This window comes from Streptomyces musisoli (assembly GCF_016741855.1).
GTDB classification, from domain to species: domain Bacteria; phylum Actinomycetota; class Actinomycetes; order Streptomycetales; family Streptomycetaceae; genus Streptomyces; species Streptomyces musisoli.
On record NZ_JAERRH010000001.1, the window covers coordinates 284,368 to 303,124 of the forward strand.

At 73.0% G+C, this 18,757-nt stretch carries 14 protein-coding genes; 7 read left to right on the forward strand and 7 right to left on the reverse strand.

Going from position 1 to position 18,757, the window contains the following annotated elements:
• Nucleotides 1–58: 58 nt before the first annotated feature.
• A complete protein-coding gene (gene idi / locus JK361_RS01095) occupies nucleotides 59–652 on the forward strand; it encodes an isopentenyl-diphosphate Delta-isomerase (RefSeq protein ID WP_201813683.1) in 594 nt (197 codons plus the stop codon).
• A gap of 15 nt (nucleotides 653–667) precedes the next feature.
• Here idi and JK361_RS01100 read toward each other — a convergent pair whose 3' ends face one another.
• Nucleotides 668–1,162, reverse strand: coding sequence for an ATP-binding protein (locus JK361_RS01100; RefSeq protein WP_201814220.1), 495 nt, complete (start codon nucleotides 1,160–1,162; stop codon nucleotides 668–670).
• A 236-nt stretch (nucleotides 1,163–1,398) separates the two neighbouring features.
• Here JK361_RS01100 and JK361_RS01105 point away from each other — a divergent pair, with 236 nt between their 5' ends.
• Entirely contained in the window at nucleotides 1,399–2,154 is a 756-nt protein-coding gene (locus JK361_RS01105) for an enoyl-CoA hydratase/isomerase family protein (RefSeq protein ID WP_201813684.1), read from the forward strand.
• Here JK361_RS01105 and JK361_RS01110 read toward each other — a convergent pair.
• Nucleotides 2,126–2,776 carry a DJ-1/PfpI family protein gene (locus JK361_RS01110; protein ID WP_201813685.1) on the reverse strand — a complete coding sequence of 217 codons (651 nt, stop codon included), beginning with the start codon at nucleotides 2,774–2,776 and terminating at the stop codon, nucleotides 2,126–2,128. The genes JK361_RS01105 and JK361_RS01110 overlap by 29 nt on opposite strands.
• An 80-nt stretch (nucleotides 2,777–2,856) precedes the next feature.
• Nucleotides 2,857–3,816, reverse strand: coding sequence for a GlxA family transcriptional regulator (locus JK361_RS01115; protein ID WP_201813686.1), 960 nt, complete (start codon nucleotides 3,814–3,816; stop codon nucleotides 2,857–2,859).
• Nucleotides 3,817–3,956: 140 nt separating this feature from the next.
• Here JK361_RS01115 and JK361_RS41945 point away from each other — a divergent pair, with 140 nt between their 5' ends.
• Together JK361_RS41945 and JK361_RS01120 are read left to right on the forward strand one after the other, a co-directional pair.
• Nucleotides 3,957–4,088, forward strand: a complete 132-nt coding sequence (locus JK361_RS41945) for an LPFR motif small protein (protein ID WP_307787103.1) — start codon at nucleotides 3,957–3,959, stop codon at nucleotides 4,086–4,088.
• A 102-nt stretch (nucleotides 4,089–4,190) separates the two neighbouring features.
• Complete coding sequence (locus tag JK361_RS01120; protein ID WP_201813687.1) at nucleotides 4,191–6,647, forward strand: Tex family protein; 2,457 nt, start codon at nucleotides 4,191–4,193, stop codon at nucleotides 6,645–6,647.
• Nucleotides 6,648–6,882: 235 nt separating this feature from the next.
• Here the strand turns inward: JK361_RS01120 and JK361_RS42305 are convergent, their stop codons facing one another.
• On the reverse strand, nucleotides 6,883–9,021 hold the full coding sequence (locus tag JK361_RS42305; protein ID WP_201813688.1) for a tetratricopeptide repeat protein: 2,139 nt from the start codon (nucleotides 9,019–9,021) through the stop codon (nucleotides 6,883–6,885).
• A gap of 161 nt (nucleotides 9,022–9,182) precedes the next feature.
• Entirely contained in the window at nucleotides 9,183–10,823 is a 1,641-nt protein-coding gene (locus JK361_RS01130; RefSeq protein WP_201813689.1) for an ABC-F family ATP-binding cassette domain-containing protein, read from the reverse strand.
• Nucleotides 10,824–11,238: 415 nt separating this feature from the next.
• Here JK361_RS01130 and JK361_RS01135 point away from each other — a divergent pair, with 415 nt between their 5' ends.
• Nucleotides 11,239–12,177, forward strand: a complete 939-nt coding sequence (locus tag JK361_RS01135; RefSeq protein ID WP_201813690.1) for an FAD-dependent oxidoreductase — start codon at nucleotides 11,239–11,241, stop codon at nucleotides 12,175–12,177.
• A 242-nt stretch (nucleotides 12,178–12,419) separates the two neighbouring features.
• Here JK361_RS01135 and JK361_RS01140 read toward each other — a convergent pair whose 3' ends face one another.
• Nucleotides 12,420–14,366 (reverse strand): Xaa-Pro dipeptidyl-peptidase, encoded by a 1,947-nt coding sequence (locus JK361_RS01140; protein ID WP_201813691.1) that lies wholly within the window; start codon nucleotides 14,364–14,366, stop codon nucleotides 12,420–12,422.
• 180 nt (nucleotides 14,367–14,546) lie between these two features.
• Here JK361_RS01140 and JK361_RS01145 point away from each other — a divergent pair, with 180 nt between their 5' ends.
• Complete coding sequence (locus JK361_RS01145) at nucleotides 14,547–16,034, forward strand: M1 family metallopeptidase (RefSeq protein ID WP_201813692.1); 1,488 nt, start codon at nucleotides 14,547–14,549, stop codon at nucleotides 16,032–16,034.
• Nucleotides 16,035–16,252: 218 nt separating this feature from the next.
• On the opposite strand, the gene JK361_RS01150 is transcribed toward JK361_RS01145, so the two are convergent.
• Nucleotides 16,253–17,719 (reverse strand): amino acid permease, encoded by a 1,467-nt coding sequence (locus JK361_RS01150; protein WP_201813693.1) that lies wholly within the window; start codon nucleotides 17,717–17,719, stop codon nucleotides 16,253–16,255.
• 233 nt (nucleotides 17,720–17,952) lie between these two features.
• Here JK361_RS01150 and JK361_RS01155 point away from each other — a divergent pair, with 233 nt between their 5' ends.
• Nucleotides 17,953–18,726, forward strand: coding sequence for a MerR family transcriptional regulator (locus tag JK361_RS01155; protein WP_201813694.1), 774 nt, complete (start codon nucleotides 17,953–17,955; stop codon nucleotides 18,724–18,726).
• The last annotated feature ends 31 nt before the right edge of the window (nucleotides 18,727–18,757 follow it).

Genomic DNA, 18,757 nt, shown 5'->3' on the forward strand with positions numbered 1-18,757 from the left:
GGGAGTGCCGGATTCGTACGGCAGACTTGGGGCGCTAGGACCGAAGCGAAGGATGGGCATGCCGATCACACCTGCCACCGCGACGCACAGCTCGTCGAACGGCACCGCAGAGGCGATTTTGCTGGAACTGGTCGACGAGAAGGGCGTGACGATCGGCACCGCGGAGAAGCTCGCCGCGCACCAGCCACCGGGGCAGCTGCACCGGGCGTTCTCGGTGTTCCTCTTCGACGACCACGGCCGGCTGCTGCTCCAGCAGCGGGCGCTCGGCAAGTACCACTCCCCCGGTGTGTGGTCCAACACCTGTTGCGGCCACCCGTACCCGGGAGAGGCGCCGTTCGCGGCGGCCGCCCGGCGCACGTACGAGGAGCTGGGTGTGTCGCCGTCGCTGCTGGCGGAGGCCGGCACGGTCCGTTACAACCACCCGGACCCCGACTCGGGCTTGGTGGAGCAGGAGTACAACCACCTGTTCGTCGGGCTGGTGCAGGCACCGCTCGGCCCGGACCAGGAGGAGGTCGCCTCGACCGCCTTCGTGACGGCGGCCGAGCTGGCCGAGCGGCACGCCCGGGACCCGTTCTCGGCCTGGTTCATGACCGTGCTGGACGCGGCCCGCCCCGCGATCAGGGAGCTGACGGGCCCGTCCGCGGGCTGGTGACCTTTCCCGGTCCCGCTACGAGAGCGCCGCGGGCTTGAGCGGCAGGGCGACCCAGATCACCTTGCCGCCGCTCGCGGTGTGCTCCACGTCGACGACACCGCCCGCCTCCCGGGCCACCTCACGGACCAGGAGCAGCCCCCGGCCGCCGGTCTGGCCGTGGTCGGCCTCCAGGGCGGTCGGCCGGTAGGGATGGTTGTCCTCGACGGACACCCGCACCCACTCGGCCCCCACCGCCACCTCCACGGCGAGCACCGGCGACAGCAGCGCCGCGTGCCGGACCGCGTTGGTGACCAGCTCGGAGACGATCAGCAGCAGCCCGTGCACCAGGTCGTCGGAGACCGGCACGCCCTGGCGCAGCAGCAGGTCCCGTACCGCGTGCCGGGCCTGCGGGACCGAGGCGTCCACCGCGGCCGCGGTGAACCGCCAGACGCCTTCGTACGGCAGGGGATCCGGTGGACGTTCGCCGCGCCCCGCCGGGCGCGGGCCGTCCCCGCGCCCGTGGTTGTCCATCGTCCGGTCGCCACCCTCGCGCTCGATTGTCACCACACGTCGAGTGTTGGTAACGAGGCGCCCCCGCCCGGATACCTGAACACAAGTCAGCGGGTATCGAACGGTTTCTGACCGACTGCGCCCCAGCCGGTCGCGGGTCGGACTGTTCCTGTTCTTAGGACGCCGGTTCGCGAACTAGTCGGGTTGTACGGGTTCGGCCTGCCACCGGGCAGGCGCCCTTCGATACGATCCGCCGCATGGAGCCCCAGCTGTCCCACCAGGTCACCGACTCCGTCGCCACCGTGGTGATCCGTCATCCCGCCAAGCGCAACGCCATGACGACCGCGATGTGGCGTTCCCTTCCCCCGATGCTGGACGCGCTTGCACGTGACCCCGGTGTACGGGCGCTGGTGCTCACCGGCGAGGGCGGCACCTTCTGCGCGGGCGCCGACATCTCCACGCTCCGGGGCGCGGCGCAGGAGCCGCAGTCCCTCGCGGTGGCGGCCGAGGAGGCCCTGGCCGCGTTCCCCAAGCCGACCGTCGCCGCGGTGCGCGGGCACTGCGTGGGCGGGGGGACGCAGCTCGCGGCGGCCTGCGATCTGCGGCTGGCGGAGGAGGGGGCGCTGTTCGGGGTGACACCGGCGAGGCTCGGCGTCGTCTATCCGTCCGCCTCGACCCGCCGCCTGACGTCCCTGGTCGGCCCGGCCACGGCCAAGTACCTGCTGTTCACGGCCGAGTTGATCGACGCCGGGCGGGCGCTGGGCACCGGCCTGGTGAACGAGGTGCTGCCCGAGGGAGAGCTGGACAAGCGGGTCGCCGAACTGACCCGGGTCCTGGTGTCCCGCTCGCAGCTCACCCAGGCCGCCGCCAAGGAGTTCGCGGACGGCCGCACCGACCGCGACGCCCACTGGAGCGCGCAGGCGCGCGGCAGCGGCGACACCGCGGAGGGGGTCGCCGCGTTCCTGGAGCGCCGGCAGCCGCGCTTCACCTGGAACGTGTCCGCGTCGGGCTGAAGCGGCTCCCGTCGCGGAACTCCGCGACGAGGTGCTCGGGCGCCTTCTCGGGCGACCCGGCGTCGTACGGCGGCTGGGGATCGTACTCGGTCAACAGCTGCACGGCCTGGGCGTGTTCGTCGCCGGCGATGGTGCCGAGGAGCGTGAGGCCCATGTCGATGCCGGACGACACGCCCGCGGCGGTGACGTACTTGCCGTCCACGACCACGCGTTCCCCCGTCGGCTCGGCCCCGTAGTCGCGCAGATGGTCCAGGGCGAGCCAGTGCGAGGTGGCGCGGCGGCCGCGCAGCAGCCCGGCGGCGGCCAGCAGCAGCGAGCCCGTGCACACCGAGGTGGTCCAGGTGCTGGTGGCGTCCGCCGCGCGCAGCCAGTCCAGCAGGACGGTGTTCTCCATCTGCGGGGTCTGGCCGGGCCCGCCGGGCACGATCAGGATGTCCGGGGACGGTACGTCGGAGAGGGTCCGGTCGGCGGTGAGCGCCAGGTCCCCGGTGTCGTTGCGGACGGGCCCGGTGCGCTCGGCGACGAACACGGTCTCGGAGTCCGGCAGCCGGCCGAGGGTCTCGTAGGGCCCGACGGCGTCGAGGGCGGTGAAACCGTCGTAGAGGACGATGGCGATCTGCATGCGGTTCCCTTGTCGTTCGGGGCGGTGCCCGGGGCGGTGCTCGGGCGGTGTCATGGCGGTGCCGGAAGGCCGGGACCGGGTCAGGTCACGGGTGCGGGGCGGAAGCGCCGGCGGTACTCCGCCGGAGACGTGCCGAGGGTGCGCAGGAAGGCGCGGCGCATGGCCTCCGGGGTGCCGTAGCCGCTGGCGCGGGCGACCTGCTCGACGCCGTCGGCACTGTCCTCCAGCAGGCGGCGCGCGTGTTCGAGGCGGACCCGGTCGACGTACCGGCCGGGTGTCATGCCCGTCTCGGCCTGGAAGGCGCGGGCGAAGTGGCGGGGGGAGAGGGCGGCGCGGGCGGCCAGCGCCTCGACGCCGAGGGCACCGTCCGGATGCTCGGTGATCCACTGCTGGACGTCCCGCAGGGGCTTGCGCCGGGCGGTCTGGACGGCCAGCTGGGCGCTGAACTGGGCCTGGTTGCCCGGTCTGCGCAGGAACACCACGAGGTGGCGGGCGACGGCCAGCGCCGCCTCCCGGCCCAGGTCCTCCTCCACCAGCGCGAGGGAGAGGTCGATGCCCGCGGTGACCCCGGCGGAGGTGGCCACGTGACCGTCCCGGACGAAGATCGGTTCGGGGTCGACCCGCACGGCGGGGTGGTCCCGGGCGAGTTCCTCGCAGTACGCCCAGTGGGTGGTGACACGCCGGCCGTCCAGGAGCCCGGCCCGGGCCAGCGGGACGGCGCCGGTGCAGACGGAGACCAGGCGGGGCGCCCGCGGACCGTGCACGCGCAACCACTCCACCAGCCGCGGGTCCGGCTCGCGGCTGCCCTCGCCGCCGGGGACCAGCAGGGTGTGCGGATCCGCCGCGTCCGCCAGGGACCCGTCGGGTACGAGGGTCAGTCCGCTGGAGGTGCGCACGGGGCCGCCGTCCACGGAGGCGGTGCGGATCCGGTACGAGCCGGGGGTGTGCAGCTCGGCTCCGGCGAAGACTTCCACGGGCCCGGTGACGTCGAGGCTCTGGAGGCCGTCGAAGACGGTGAGGAGGACGGTTCGCTGCTCCATGACCTCGATTGTTCGTCGCTCCGGGGAGGTCCGCAATGACACCCTTCCCACCTTTTCGGCCATGACGGGTTCCGTGGCGCCGCGCGGAGGTACCCGGCCCTCGCCCCGGTCGCCGGGACCGGGCGGGAAGGAGAAGTGTCGTGTTCCGTGCCATCGCAGACGTACTGCGGCAGATCGGCGGGGCCGTCGCCACGGTGGTCACGCTGCCGTTCCGGGCGGTCGCCCGGTTGTTCGGCGGAGCGTCGTCCTCCGCACGCGGGAGCCGGGCCTGACCGGGGGCCCGGCGCCCCGCCGGGGGCCGCCCTGATCCCCGGATGCCGTCGCCACCTGCCACAATTGCCGCGCAACCTCAGTGGAGAAGGCGGTACGGGATCGTGACGACACCCGGGTCCATCGGAGCAGGGTCCATCGAAAGCAGGATCGCCGAGGAGCTCGGCGTACGGGAGCGGCAGGTGAAGGCCGCGGTGGAACTGCTCGACAGCGGTTCCACGGTGCCCTTCATCGCTCGCTACCGCAAGGAAGCGACCGAGATGCTCGACGACGCGCAGCTGCGCACGCTCGAGGAGCGGCTGCGCTATCTGCGGGAGCTGGAGGAGCGCCGGACCGCGATCCTCGAGTCGGTGCGGGAGCAGGGCAAGCTCACCGAGGAGCTGGAGGCGCAGATCCGCGGCGCCGAGACGAAGGCGCGGCTGGAGGACGTCTACCTCCCCTACAAGCCCAAGCGGCGCACGAAGGCGCAGATCGCGCGCGAGGCGGGCCTGGAGCCGCTCGCGGAGGGGCTGCTGGCCGACCCGACGGTCGAACCGGCGGCGGCCGCCGCCGCGTTCGTGGACGCGGACAAGGGCGTCGCCGATCCGCAGGCCGCGCTGGACGGCGCGCGGGCCATCCTGACCGAGCGGTTCTCGGAGGACGCCGACCTGATCGGCGAGGTGCGCGAGCGCATGTGGGTGCGCGGACGGCTCGCCGCGAAGGTGCGCGACGGCAAGGAGGAGGCGGGCGCCAAGTTCGCCGACTACTTCGACTTCGCCGAGCCGTTCACCGAGCTGCCCTCGCACCGCGTCCTGGCGATGCTGCGCGGCGAGAAGGAGGAGGTCCTCGATCTCGTCCTGGAGCCGGAGGAGCCCGCTGATTCCCCATCGGTTCCGTCCTCCTACGAGGGAATCATCGCCCGCCGCTTCGGGATCGCCGACCGGGGCCGCCCCGCCGACAAGTGGCTGACGGACACGGTCCGCTGGGCTTGGCGCACCCGCATCCTGGTCCACCTCGGCATCGACCTGCGGCTCAGGCTGCGGACGGCCGCCGAGGACGAGGCGGTGAACGTGTTCGCGGCGAACCTGCGGGACCTGCTGCTGGCCGCCCCGGCCGGCACCCGCGCGACGCTCGGCCTGGACCCCGGTTTCCGCACCGGGGTGAAGGTCGCCGTGGTCGACGCCACCGGCAAGGTCGTCGCCACCGACGTGATCCACCCGCACGTGCCGGCCAACAAGTGGGACGAGGCGCTCGCCAAGCTGGCGCGGCTGGCCGAGGCGCACGCGGTCGAGCTGGTCGCCATCGGCAACGGCACGGCGTCCCGCGAGACCGACAAGCTCGCCGGCGAACTCATCGCCAAGCACCCGGAGTTGAAGCTCACCAAGGTCATGGTGTCCGAGGCGGGCGCGTCGGTGTACTCCGCCTCGCAGTACGCCTCGCGGGAGCTGCCGGACATGGACGTGTCGCTGCGGGGCGCCGTCTCCATCGCGCGGCGGCTCCAGGACCCGCTGGCCGAGCTGGTGAAGATCGACCCGAAGTCGATCGGCGTGGGCCAGTACCAGCACGACCTGTCCGAGGTGAAGCTGTCCCGCTCGCTGGACGCGGTCGTCGAGGACTGTGTGAACGGCGTCGGCGTGGACGTCAACACCGCGTCCGTGCCGCTGCTCTCGCGGGTGTCCGGCATCTCCTCGGGACTCGCCGAGAACATCGTGGCGCACCGGGACGCCAACGGGCCGTTCAGCTCGCGCTCCGAGCTGAAGAAGGTGGCGCGGCTCGGCCCGAAGGCGTACGAGCAGTGCGCGGGCTTCCTGCGGATCCGCGGCGGAGACGACCCGCTGGACGGCTCCAGCGTGCACCCCGAGGCCTACCCGGTGGTGCGGCGGATGGTGAAGACGACGGGCCAGGAGGTGGCGTCCCTCATCGGCAACACGGGCGTGCTGCGCTCCCTGCGGCCGGCCGACTTCGTGGACGACACCTTCGGTCTGCCGACCGTCTCCGACATCCTCCGGGAGCTGGAGAAGCCCGGCCGCGACCCGCGTCCCGCGTTCAAGACGGCCACCTTCAAGGAGGGCGTGGAGAAGATCTCCGACCTGTCCGCGGGGATGGTCCTGGAGGGCGTGGTCACCAACGTGGCCGCCTTCGGCGCGTTCGTGGACATCGGTGTCCACCAGGACGGGCTGGTGCACGTGTCGGCGATGTCGAAGACGTTCGTCAAGGACCCGCGGGACGTCGCGAAGCCCGGTGACATCGTCAAGGTGAAGGTCCTCGACGTGGACATCCCGCGCAAGCGGATCGCGCTGACCCTGCGGCTGGACGACGAGGCCGCGCCGCAGGGGCAGGGCGGCGGCCGGCAGCAGCGCGGCGGGGCCCGGCCGCCCCAGCAGCGGCAGGGCGGCCAGCGACAGGACGGCGGTGGCCGGCGACAGGACGGCGGCGGTCAGCGGCAGGGCGGCGGCGGTCAGCGGCAGGGCCGTGGCGGCGGTGACCGGGCCGGCCGGCAGGCCCCGGCGCCGGCCAACAGCGCGATGGCGGACGCGCTGCGCCGCGCCGGGCTGCTGAACCCGGACGACAAGCGGCGCTGAGCCGGCGGGCGGGACCGTGCGCACGTCGCACGGCCCCGCCCGTCCTGCCTTGCCCGCGGCCCGGCCCCGCCCGTCCTGCCTTGCCCGCGGCCCGGCCTGGGCAGACCACGGACGCGGGACGCCTTCCGTCACCGGTCAGTGGGACGGCTCCCGTCACCGATCAGCGGGGAGGGCTTCCGTCACCGATCAGCGGGACGGCTCCCCACTGGTCAGCGGGGACGCCTTCCGTCGCAGGTCAGTGGTGGTGGCCGTAGACGATCGCCCGGGTGCCGGCGCGGGCGCACGCCTCGTCGGCCGCGGCCCGCGCCTCGGCCGCCTCCGCCGACCGGCCCGCCGCCTCCAGGGCCAGGGTGAGATTCGATCCGGTCAGCCCGGTCGCGTACCAGTTGTCGTACTCCCGCCGGATCCGCAGCGCCTCCTGGAGGGCGACGATCGCCTCGTCCGTCCGGCCCGCCGTGTACAGGGCCCAGCCGAGGCTGCTCAGGGAGTCGCCGTGGTAGATGCGGTCGTGGCCCCGGTGGAGTTCGCAGGCCAGTGCGAAGGCGGTGGCCGCCTCGGCGTGCTGTCCCCCGGCGTCCAGGGCCAGTCCGATGTTGTGCTGGGCCCGGCCCTCGTTCCACCGGTCGCCCAGTTCGCGGAACCGGCCGCGGGCCCTGGTGTGGGTGGTGAGTGCCAGGCCCGGATCGCCGGACCTGCGCTGGGCGAGCCCCAGGTTGTTCCAGGCCATGCCCTCGCCCGTCGGGTCGCCCACGCGGCGGAAGAGGTGTGCGGCACGCGTGAGCGGTTCGATGGCCTCGCCGGCGACTCCCCCGCGCGACAGGGCCGAGCCGAGCTGGTTGCAGACGGCGGCCTCGGCGCGCTCGTCGCCGAGCCGGCGGGCGAGGGGACGCGCCGCGCGGCCGACCGCGATCCAGTCCTCGAAGAAGCGCCGCCAGCGCAGGTATCCGGCCAGGCTCAGGGCGAGGCCCACCCGCGCCCCGGGTTCGTCGTCCTCCGGCCACAGCACCGCCGCCACGAGATTGGCGTGCTCGCCGTCGAACCAGGCCAGTGCGGCCTCGCGGCGGCGGACGGCGTCGGGGGAGGGGTCGTGCACCGGGGAGGGCATGTGACGGTCGTACTCCGCGGCCTGCCGGCCGTAGTGCCGGCGCACGCGCGCCCGGGCCGTGCACGCCGCCGCGACCAGCTCCGGGTCCGTGGCGGCCCGGGCACAGGCATAGCTGCGGACGAGGCCGTGCAGGTGCCAGCGCTCCCGGCCCTCGTCACCCGGCTGGTCGCGGGTCACCAGGTGCGCGCACGCGAGGTCGTCGAGGACGTCGAGGGCCTCGGACGCGGGCAGTCCGGTGACCACCGCGGCCGTGTCCGTGTCGTAGTCCGCGCACGCGATCTGCGCCAGCAGGCACATGGCCCTCGCACGGCCGGCCGGCAGCCGGCGCATGGACGCCTCGAACACGGGCGCCAGCGCCAGCGGTCTGCCGTACTGGTCGACCCCCGGGCTGCGCAGGGTTCCGGTCGGACGGTTCCCGGAGCGCAGCTCCTCCACCAGGGACGCGACGCGGCCCCGTGAGCGGTGGTGCCGCAGCAGCGCAGCGGCGATCTGGAGGGCGAGGGGCATGTGTCCGCACAGCACGGTCAGGTCACCGACCGAGTCCGCCTCCCGCTCCAGCCGGTCGTCCCCGTGCAGTGCCTCGGCGATGAGCGCCGAGCTGTCGCTCGGGCACAGCGGACCGAGCGACAGCTCCCGGACCGGCAGCGAGGGATGGGACTCCCGGGAGGTGAAGACGACGCGGTGGGCGCCGCTGCCGGGCAGCAGCGGCGGGAGCTGCCCGGGTTCGCGGACGTTGTCGAACAGCAGCAGCACCCGCCTGCCCTGGTCGGCGAGTGTGGCGAGGCGGCTGAGATACAGGGCGTGCTGGTCGACCTCCTCCGACGGCAGGTGGGCGCTGCCGACCCCGAGGGCGTACAGCAGGGAGGCGACGGCTCTGGCCGGGGACACCGCGGCGTCGTCGTAGCCGGCGAGGTCGAGGAAGAGGACGCCGCCGGAGAACCAGCCCGCGTCCCTGGCCTCATGGGCCGCGCGCAGCGCGAGTGCCGTCTTGCCGATGCCGCCGAGTCCGGTCACCGCCCACGGGCGGGCCGGTCCCGGGGCCGCGATGCCGTCGGGCGGGCGTAAGCCCCGTAAGAGCGCGGCCAGTTCGGCTTCCCTGCCGGTGAACCCGACCGGCGCGGCCGGCAGGGCGGACAGCACGTCCGGTCCGCCCCCCGGCTGCGGGTGGGGCACGCCGAAGGACACCGGGCCGTAGAACCGCCCGTCGCGCAGGTCGACGTGATCGCCGTACCGGGGGCCGCCCGGGGACTCGCTCTGTGCTGTGTGCACCCGATCCTCCCCCAACCGGTGCCACGCAGGGCCTCTCCGCCGCTTCGAAGCCCCACACGTTAGGGCATACCGCGGCACCTCGACCGGTGTTCGGAGGATTCCGAGCCGCCGGCACGCCAGGCAGCTCGCGAGAACTACCCGAAAATCTCCGGCTCAGGTCACTAGCGCTCCGTCACCTTGCCGGCCGCCACCTCCAGGCGCCGGGTCACGCGGATCGCGTCCAGCATGCGCCGGTCGTGGGTGACCAGCAGCAGGGTGCCCTCGTAGGTGTCGAGGGCCGATTCCAGCTGCTCGATGGCCGGCAGGTCCAGGTGGTTCGTCGGCTCGTCCAGGACGAGGAGGTTGACGCCCCGGCCCTGGAGCAGGGCGAGCGCGGCGCGGGTGCGTTCGCCCGGGGAGAGGGTCTCGGCGGGGCGCAGCACGTGCTCGGACTTCAGGCCGAACTTGGCCAGCAGGGTGCGGACCTCCACCGGTTCGGTGTCGGGGACGGCCGCGCAGAAGGCGTCGAGCAGGGTCTCGGGGCCGTGGAACAGCTTGCGGGCCTGGTCGACCTCGCCGACCAGGACACCCGAACCGAGCGCCGCGTGGCCGGAGTCGAGCGGGATCCGGCCCAGCAGCGCGCCGAGCAGGGTGGACTTCCCGGCGCCGTTGGCCCCCGTCACCGCGATCCGGTCCGCCCAGTCGACCTGGAGCGACACCGGGCCGAAGGTGAAGTCGCCGCGGCTCACCTCGGCGTCCCGCAGCGTCGCCACGACCGCGCCCGAGCGCGGGGCGGACGCGATCTCCATGCGCAGCTCCCACTCCTTGCGCGGCTCCTCGACCACGTCGAGGCGCTCGATCATGCGCTGGGTCTGCCGGGCCTTGGCGGCCTGCTTCTCGCTGGCCTCGCTGCGGAACTTGCGGCCGATCTTGTCGTTGTCACCGCCCGCCTTCCGGCGGGCGTTCTTCACGCCCTTGTCCATCCAGGACCGCTGCATCTGGGCGCGGTCCTGGAGGGCGGCCTTCTTGTCGGCGTACTCCTCGTAGTCGTCGCGGGCGTGCCGGCGGGCCACCTCGCGTTCCTCCAGGTAGGACCGGTAGCCGCCGCCGTAGAGGTTGATCTGACCCTGGGCCAGGTCGAGTTCGAGGACCTTGGTGACCGTGCGGGTGAGGAACTCGCGGTCGTGGCTGACGACGACGGTGCCGGCGCGCAGGCCGGTGACGAACCGTTCCAGACGTTCCAGGCCGTCCAGGTCCAGGTCGTTGGTGGGCTCGTCCAGGAGGAAGACGTCGTAGCGGGACAGCAGCAGGGAGGCGAGGCCGGCGCGGGCCGCCTGGCCGCCGGAGAGGGCGGTCATCGGCTGGTCCAGGTCCACCGCGAGGCCGAGGGAGTCGGCGACCTCCTCGGCGCGCTCCTCCAGGTCGGCGCCGCCGAGCCCCAGCCAGCGTTCCAGCGCGGTCGCGTAGGCGTCGTCGGCGCCGGGCGCGCCGTCCACCAGCGCCTGGGTGGCCTCGTCCATGACCCGCTGGGCCTCGGCCACACCGGTGCGGCGGGCCAGGAACTCCCGGACGGTCTCCCCCGGCCGGCGCTCCGGCTCCTGCGGCAGGTGGCCGACGGTGGCGGACGGCGGGGACAGCCGCAGTCCGCCCTGCTCGGGCGGGGTGAGTCCGGCGAGCATCCGCAGCAGGGTCGACTTGCCCGCGCCGTTGGCGCCGACCAGCCCGATCACGTCGCCGGGCGCGACGACCAGGTCGAGCCCGGAGAACAGGGGGCGGTCGGCGTGCCCGGCGGCGAGGTTCTTGGCAACGAGGGTGGCAGTCATCAGGACGCCGATCCTAATGGCGGCACGCACACCCGACGGCAACGCTTCCCACGGACGACGGACACCGGGGGCGCGAGCCGTGGCGGGGCGGGGGCCGGCTGGGCGGGCGGGGCCGGCTGGGCAGGCGGGGCGGGGTTCGGCGGGGCGGGCTGGGCGGGCGCGGCGCGGGCGGCTGGGCAAGCGCGGTGGGGGTGGGGGTGGGGCCGGGCCGGCGGGGACGGGCCAGGTCAGGCGGGCGAGGCCGGGCGGCGGGGCCGGCCGGGCGAGCAAGCGAGGGCACGTGCGCCAGGCGGGGCCGGCCGGGCGAGTAGGCGAGGGCGTGTGGGCCGGGCGGGGTCGGCCGGGCGGGCGGGCGAGGGCGTGTGGGCCGGGCGTGGGCGGGCGAGGGTGGGTGGGCGGCGCCTATCGTCCTGGCATGGATGGTGAGCCGAGTGACGAAGTGATCGTGGTCGGTGGCGGGATCGCCGGGCTGACGTCGGCCGTGCTGCTGGCCGAGTCCGGGCGGCGGGTGCGGGTGTGGGCGCGGGAGCCGGGCGAGCGTACGACCTCCGCGGTCGCGGGCGGCCTGTGGTGGCCGTACCGCATCGAGCCGGAGCCGCTGGTCGGTGCGTGGGCGCTGGAGTCCCTCGGGGTGTACGAGGAGCTGGCGGCCCGTCCTGAGGAGACGGGGGTGCGCCTTGTCGAGGGTATCCACCACGGGGCCCGGCTGGACGAGCTGGGGGCCTGGGCGGGCCGGGTGCCGGGGCTGCGGGCGGTGGCCGGGGGGCTGGCGGCACGGCTGCCGGTGATCGACATGCCGGCGCATCTGGCGTGGCTGCGGCGGCGGCTGCTGCGGGCGGGCGGCACGGTGGAGATCCGTGAGGTGACCGACCTGGCCGCCGTGCCGGCCGCCGTGGTGGTCAACTGCACCGGGCTGGGCGCCCGTTCGCTGGTGCCGGACCCGGCGGTGCGTCCCGTGCGCGGGCAGCTGGTCGTGGTGGAGAACCCGGGTGTCACCGGCTGGTTCACCTCCGTCGACCACTCCTCGGCCGACTCCACCTACTTCATTCCGCAGCCGGACGGTCTGCTGCTGGGGGGCACGGCCGAGGAGGACGACTGGTCCCTGGAGCCGGACCCGGCGACCGCCGCGGCGATCGTCGCCCGGTGCGCGGCCGTCCGGCCGGAGATCGCCGGGGCCCGGGTGCTCACGCACCGGGTGGGCCTGCGGCCCGCCCGGGAGGCGGTCCGCCTGGAACGGCAGCCCCTGCCCGACGGACGCGCACTGGTCCACAACTACGGCCACGGCGGGGCCGGCATCACGGTCGCCTGGGGCTGCGCACGGCAGACGACCGCCTTGGCGTCCCCGCCGACCTGAGCAACCAGCGCCCCGAAGGGGCGCGGGGAACTGCGCGACCAACCCACCACAACCCGCAGCCGGACACCCCCGCCCGAGCCCCGCAGCCCGACACCACGACTGGTCGCCCCGGACCCATGACGCGGGCCCGAGGCCATGGCCGGAGTGTCACGCCGCCGAGATGTCAGGGCGCCGCGGTGCCAGCGCACTGGAGTCCAGCCCGCCGAAGTCCCAGCGCGCCGAAGTCCCAGCGCGTCGGGGTGTCACGGCGTCGGGACGTGGCGGTCCGGGTGGGGTGCGTGGACGCCTTTCAGGACCGTCGGCGCCGGTGCGGCGCCCCCGCCGGACGTGGCCCGGTCGAACGCCGCCGCACCGCCCACCAACGGCACCTTCGCCGCCGTACGGGACAGGTCCACCGTGAGCGTAGGGCGGGTGGACGGCGGGTCGATGAGGTCCTTGTCGGTCCCGGCGACGATCAGCGCCAGGCGGTGCCCCGCGGGCACGACGTGGTCGGTGGCCGCGAGGTGCAGGGTCATCGTGTAGGACCTGCCCGGCGTGAGCGGCACGCCCTCGGCCGCCGATCCGTAGTGGCCGAGGTCGGCCCAGCCACGGCTGACCACGGTGTAGTCGACGGCGGCCGTCTTCGCCCTGGTCGCCTTGAAGCAGGCGCTGTCCCCGGCCGTGCTCTCGCCCCAGCAGTTACGCCGGGGAAGGGTGGCGATGCCCTCGGCGCTGTCGGCGTAGTCACGGATGGTGTCGGGGCCGACGTCGACCAGCACGGCGGACAGGTGGGCGGACGCGGTGGTCGGCGTCGCGGTGACCGTCACCTCGGCGGAGCCGGCCAGCCGCAGGCCGTGGGTGAGGGGCTCGGTGAGGAAGCCCGCCTTCTCGGGCGTCGGCGTGGTGAGGTGCGCGGCCCAGTCGGTCTCGCTCAGCGCCGGGTCGTCCGTGAAGGTCTCGGTGCCGGCGGCCCGACGGGGACCGAGGGTGCCGACGCCCGCCCTGCTGCCGGCGGCCGGGTGCAGGACGGTGGTGCGGGTGCCGTGCGGAGGCCAGGCGGCGGAGGTGACCCACTGGTCGGGGTGGCGTTCGACGTCGGCCATGGGCTCGCGGTCGATGCCGTTGTCGTAGCCGAGGAGTTCGTGGTCGAACCAGCGGTGCAGCGTGTCGACCCAGGCGCCGCGGCGGTAGTCGAAGGGGTCGACGTGACCGGTCTGGGACAGCCAGATCTTGCGCTCGACACCGTGCCGGGCGAGGGCGTCCCACCACTGGCCGAAGTGCTTGGTGCGGACGTTGAGGTCCTGCATGCCGTGCACCAGGAACACGCTGGCGCGCACCTTGGCCGCGTCCTCGACGTAGTTCCGCTCGGTCCACAGCGAGGTCCAGTCGCCGCTGCGCGGGCTGCCGTCGGCGAGCCTGCGCCGGACGTCCGCGCAGTGGGCCTGCGCGTCGGCGCTCTCGACGTAGCCGGCCAGTTCGTCGGGGCCGCCGTCGTAGAGCGGGGCGCCCTGGGCGAAGTAGTAGTCGTACCAGGAGGAGATGGCGCTGATCGGGACGATGGTCTTCAGGCCCTTGACGCCCGTGGCGGCGACGCCGTTGGCGATGGTGCCGTCCCAGCTCTTGCCGATCATGCCGGTTCTGCCGTTGGTCCAGCCGGCCTTCACCGGGGTGCCGCCCGTGCGGCTGCTGTATGCCCGGGCGCGGCCGTTCAGCCAGTCGATCACGGCCTTCGCGGAGAGGATGTCCGAACGGCCGCCGACGTCGACGCAGCCCTCGGAGCGGTTGGTGCCGGCGAGGTCGACGCCGACGAAGGCGTAGCCGCGGGGCACGAAGTAGTTGTCGTAGAACAGCGGCATCTGGACCACGTGGCCCTGTGCGTCGTACGTCTTGCGCTGGCTCTCGTTGCCGCGTCCGCAGCAGGAGTAGTACGGGCTGGCGTCCATGACGACCGGCACCTTGCGGCCCTGCCGGGCCGGTTCGGAGGGCCGGACGATGTCGGCGGCGACACGGTCACCTCTGCCGTCACCGTCCTCGTCGAGGCCCGTGTCCACCCAGACGGACTCGCGGATGGCGTGGGCGTAGGAGTAGACGGGCCGGCTCTCCCGGGGGGCGGCCTGGGCGGTGGCCGGGGCGAGGAACGCGGCGATCAGGGTGGCGACGACCGCGGCCGCCGGCGTTCGCCAGAGCGTCATGCGCGTGCGATTCGGCATGCGCGGACGGTACTCCGGGCAACTCTCGTGCAGAAGAGGGCTTTCGGGTGCTCGTGACGGCTGAATGGCGATCGTGTGACAGGAGGTGCCATGGACAGGCCCGAGGCCACCGGGACTGAATAGGCTCGTCGAACACAATTCTGGCGAACGGACTTTCAGTCCCGACGACTTGGAGCTGACGTGCACCGCAGAATCATCGCGCCGGGCGCACTGGCGGCGGCCTCCCTCCTGCTGGCGATCCCGGCATCGGCCGCGAGCCACTCCCCCGGCGCGCCGGGCATCGGCGACCCCTACCACCCGAACTACGGCAACGGCGGCTACGACGTCTCCCACTACGACCTGAGGCTTCAGTACCAGCCGAAGACGGACGAGTTGCGGGGCACGGCGACGATCCTGGCGAGGACCACCCAGGACCTGTCCAGCTTCGACCTGGACTTCCTGCTGGACGTGAGCGAGGTGCGGGTCAACGGCGCCAAGGCGTCCTTCGCGACGTCCGGCCAGCACGAACTGGTCGTCACTCCCAAGACGCCGCTGGACAAGGGCACGCCGGTCACGGTCGTGGTCCGCTACAGCGGGGTGCCGTCGACGAAGAGCGCCTACGGCTTCTCCACCTGGCACCGCACGCCGGACGGCGCGGTGGCCGCCGACGAACCCGAGGCGGCCTGGTGGTGGTTCCCGAGCAACGACCACCCGAGCGACAAGGCCACCTACGACGTGTCGGTGTCCGTGCCGGACGGCACCCAGGCCATCTCCAACGGCACCCTCCAGTCCACCAGTTCGAAGCTGGGCTGGACCCGCTACACCTGGCGTCAGAACAAGCCGCAGGCCACCTATCTGGCCACGCTCGCGCTCGGCAGGTTCGACATCACCACCGGCACCTCCGACGGCGGGGTGCCCGTCATCAACGCCTACAGCAAGGACCTGGGCGACAACGACGGGGCCGCGCGGGCCAGCGTGGAGCGCACCGGGGAGCTGGTGGACTGGCTGAGCGGCTACTTCGGGCCGTATCCGTTCGCCTCCGCGGGCGGTTATGTCCCGAACACCACCACCGGATACGCGCTGGAGACGCAGACCCGCGTCTACTACAGCCCGAAGCAGTTCGCGAACGGCTCCAACCCATCCGTGGTCGTGCACGAGCTGGCCCACCAGTGGTACGGCGACGACGTGTCGCTGAAGCGCTGGAAGGACATCTGGATCAACGAGGGCTTCGCCCGGTACGCGCAGTGGCTGTGGTCCGAGCACGAGGGCGAGGGCACCGCGCAGGAACTCGCCGACTACGTGTACGCCTCGCATCCGGCGGACGACGCGTTCTGGACGGTGGCGCCCGGCGACCCGGGTGCGGACAACCAGTTCGACGCCGCCGTGTACGACCGGGGTGCCGCCGCCATCCAGGCGCTGCGCAACGCGATCGGTGACGACGCGTTCTTCAGGATCCTGAAGGGCTGGCCGCAGCGGCACGCCTACTCGAACGCCTCGGTGGCCGACTTCGTGAAGTACGCCGAGCAGGTGTCGGGCAAGCCGCTGTCGGCGCTGTTCGACACCTGGCTGTTCGAGCCGGCGAAGCCGGCCGCGTCCTCGGCCCGCGCCCTGGTGAAGGCCGGAGCGACGGCGGCGCAGCCGAAGTCGTGGAAGAAGATCGAGGCGACGAACGACGTGCACGGGCACTGACGCCGCACGGCGCGCCCGCCCCTGGACCGCGGGTGACCGCGCTCACCGGGTGGCCGGGCGCGCCGTTTCCCGGCCCCCGGCACGCCACACCCCCCGGGCGCGCCGTTCCCCAGCCCCGGCACGCCACACCCCCCGGGCGCGCGTCGGCCGGCGCTCGGGGGGGGTGTGCCAGGTGATCTCGCCGGTGGCGCCATGGGCGGCACCGGCGAGGACGAGCCCTACTTCGTCAGCTCGGACAGCTCCCGGTCGGTGTTCCGGCCCACCCGGCGGCGGACGCCGAACCAGCCGGCGACCAGCATGACGGCGATCACCGGGATGAGGAGCACCGTCTTGCGGCCGACGTCGGGGTCGTTCCACATCATGCCGAGGCAGACCAGCAGGAACACGATCGTGGCGATCTCGGTGACCGGGCTGAACTTCAGCTGGAAGTGCGGCCGGGCCACCAGCCCCGCGCGGGCGCGGCGGACGAACAGGATGTGGCAGAGCATGATGATCACCCAGGTGCTGATGATGCCGAGGGAGGCGACGTTCAGCACGATCTCGAAGGCCTGGCTGGGCACCAGGTAGTTCAGCCCGACACCCAGCACGCAGACCGCGCAGGTCAGCAGGATGCCGCCGTAGGGGACCTGGCTGCGGTTCATGCGGGCGGTGAACTTCGGCGCGGAACCGGCCATGGCCATGGAGCGCAGGATGCGGCCGGTGGAGTACAGGCCGGAGTTCAGCGAGGACATGGCGGCGGTCAGCACGACCAGGTTCATCACGTCGCCGGCCGCCGGGACGCCGATCTTGGACAGCACGGTCACGAACGGGCTCTGGTCGGCGGAGTAGACCGAACCGGGCAGGAGCAGCGCGAGCAGCACGACCGAGCCGACGTAGAACAGGCCCACGCGCCACATGATCGAGTTCACCGCGCGCGGGACGACCTTCTCCGGCTCGGCGGTCTCGCCGGCGGCCACGCCGACCAGTTCCAGGGCGGCGTAGGCGAAGATCACGCCCTGCATGACCAGGACGACCGGCATCACACCGTGCGGGAAGACGCCGCCGTTATCGGTGATGACGCTCAGGCCGGGGGTGTGGCCGCCGACCTTGTGCTGGGTGGCGAGCAGGAAAATGCTGATCAGCATGAAGCCGACGATGGTCGCGACCTTGATGATCGCGAACCAGAACTCCATCTCGCCGAAGATCTTCACCGAGATCAGGTTCACGGCGAGGACCACCGCGAGGGCGATCAGCGCCAGCACCCACTGCGGTATGGAGGTGAACAGGCTCCAGTAGTGCGTGTAGAGCGCGATCGCGGTGATGTCGGCGATGCCGGTCGTCGACCAGTTCAGGAAGTACATCCAGCCGGCGACGTAGGCGCCCTTCTCGCCGAGGAACTCCCGGGCGTAGGACACGAAGGATCCTGAGGACGGCCGGTACAGGACCAGCTCGCCCAGGGCCCGGACGACGAAGAAGGCGAAGACACCGCAGACCAGGTAGGCCAGGGCGAGCGCCGGGCCCGCGTTGTGCAGTCGTCCGCCGGCGCCCAGGAGGAGTCCGGTGCCGATGGCGCCGCCGATGGCGATCATGTTGACGTGGCGGGCCTTGAGGTCCTTGCTGTAACCGGCGTCGCCCGCGTCCGCGGGCGTCTGGGCCACCTGGGGGTGGGTGGTGGCCTGTGCCGATTCCACGGCTTCCTTGCTCACGGGTGGTTCCACTTCCTGGTGCGCCCGGACCTCGTGGGCCCGGGGGTCGTGCAGGTCTCGGCCCGCACCACCCTCGTGTCGCGGTACAGACCAAGACGGCAGCTTCCCAGAGAGATCCGCCGGTACGCGGTGGCCCATGTCACAGAGCGTCGCTTCTCACACGATCCACTCAGCTTCCATACGACGTTCACCAGGGGTTTCACACCATTGGTGAGACAGCGATACTGCTGCACATGACGACCGAGGCCGGGGACGCGACACCCCTCACCATCGACGAGCTGGCCGCCCGGGCGGGCGTCACGGTCCGCACCGTCCGCTTCTACGGCAGCAAGGGTCTGCTGCCGCCGCCGGTGATCGGCCCGCGCCGGGTGGGGCACTACGGCACGGACCACGTGGCGCGGCTCGCCCTCATCGAGGAGTTGCGGCAGCAGGGCATGACGCTGTCGGCGATCGAGCGGTACCTGAAGCAGCTCCCGGACGACCTCACCCCGCACGACCTGGCCATTCACCGGGCGGTCGTGGCGTCCTGGGCACCGGACGCGGTGGACACGGTGCCTCGGCGGGAACTGGAGCGGCGGGCGGGACGGCCGCTCGCCGCCGCGGACGTCGAGCGGCTGGCCGCGATGAACGTCGTCATGGCGGCGGACGGTGACACCTTCCGTGTCGACACCGGGCTGCTCAGGCTCGGTGTGCAGCTCCTCGACGTGCCGCTGTCGCACGAGGTGATCCTCGCGGCGCGCAAAGTGCTCATCGAGCACTCGCGCGCCGCGGCTCACGAACTCTCCCGGCTCTTCCGCGGCGCGGTGGCGGAGCGTGACGCCCAGGACGTGAAGTCACTGTCCGCGCACATGCACCCCTTGGTGGTGCAGGCGCTGCTGACGACGTTCCAGCGCTCGCTGCGGGAGGAGCTGAGCGAGTGGGTCACCGGTTCCGGAACGGACGTGACCGGTTCCGGAACGGACGTGACCGGTTCCGGAACGGACGTCACCGGCTCAGGAGCGGACTGAGCCGGTGAACCGCTGCGTCACCCGTTCCGGA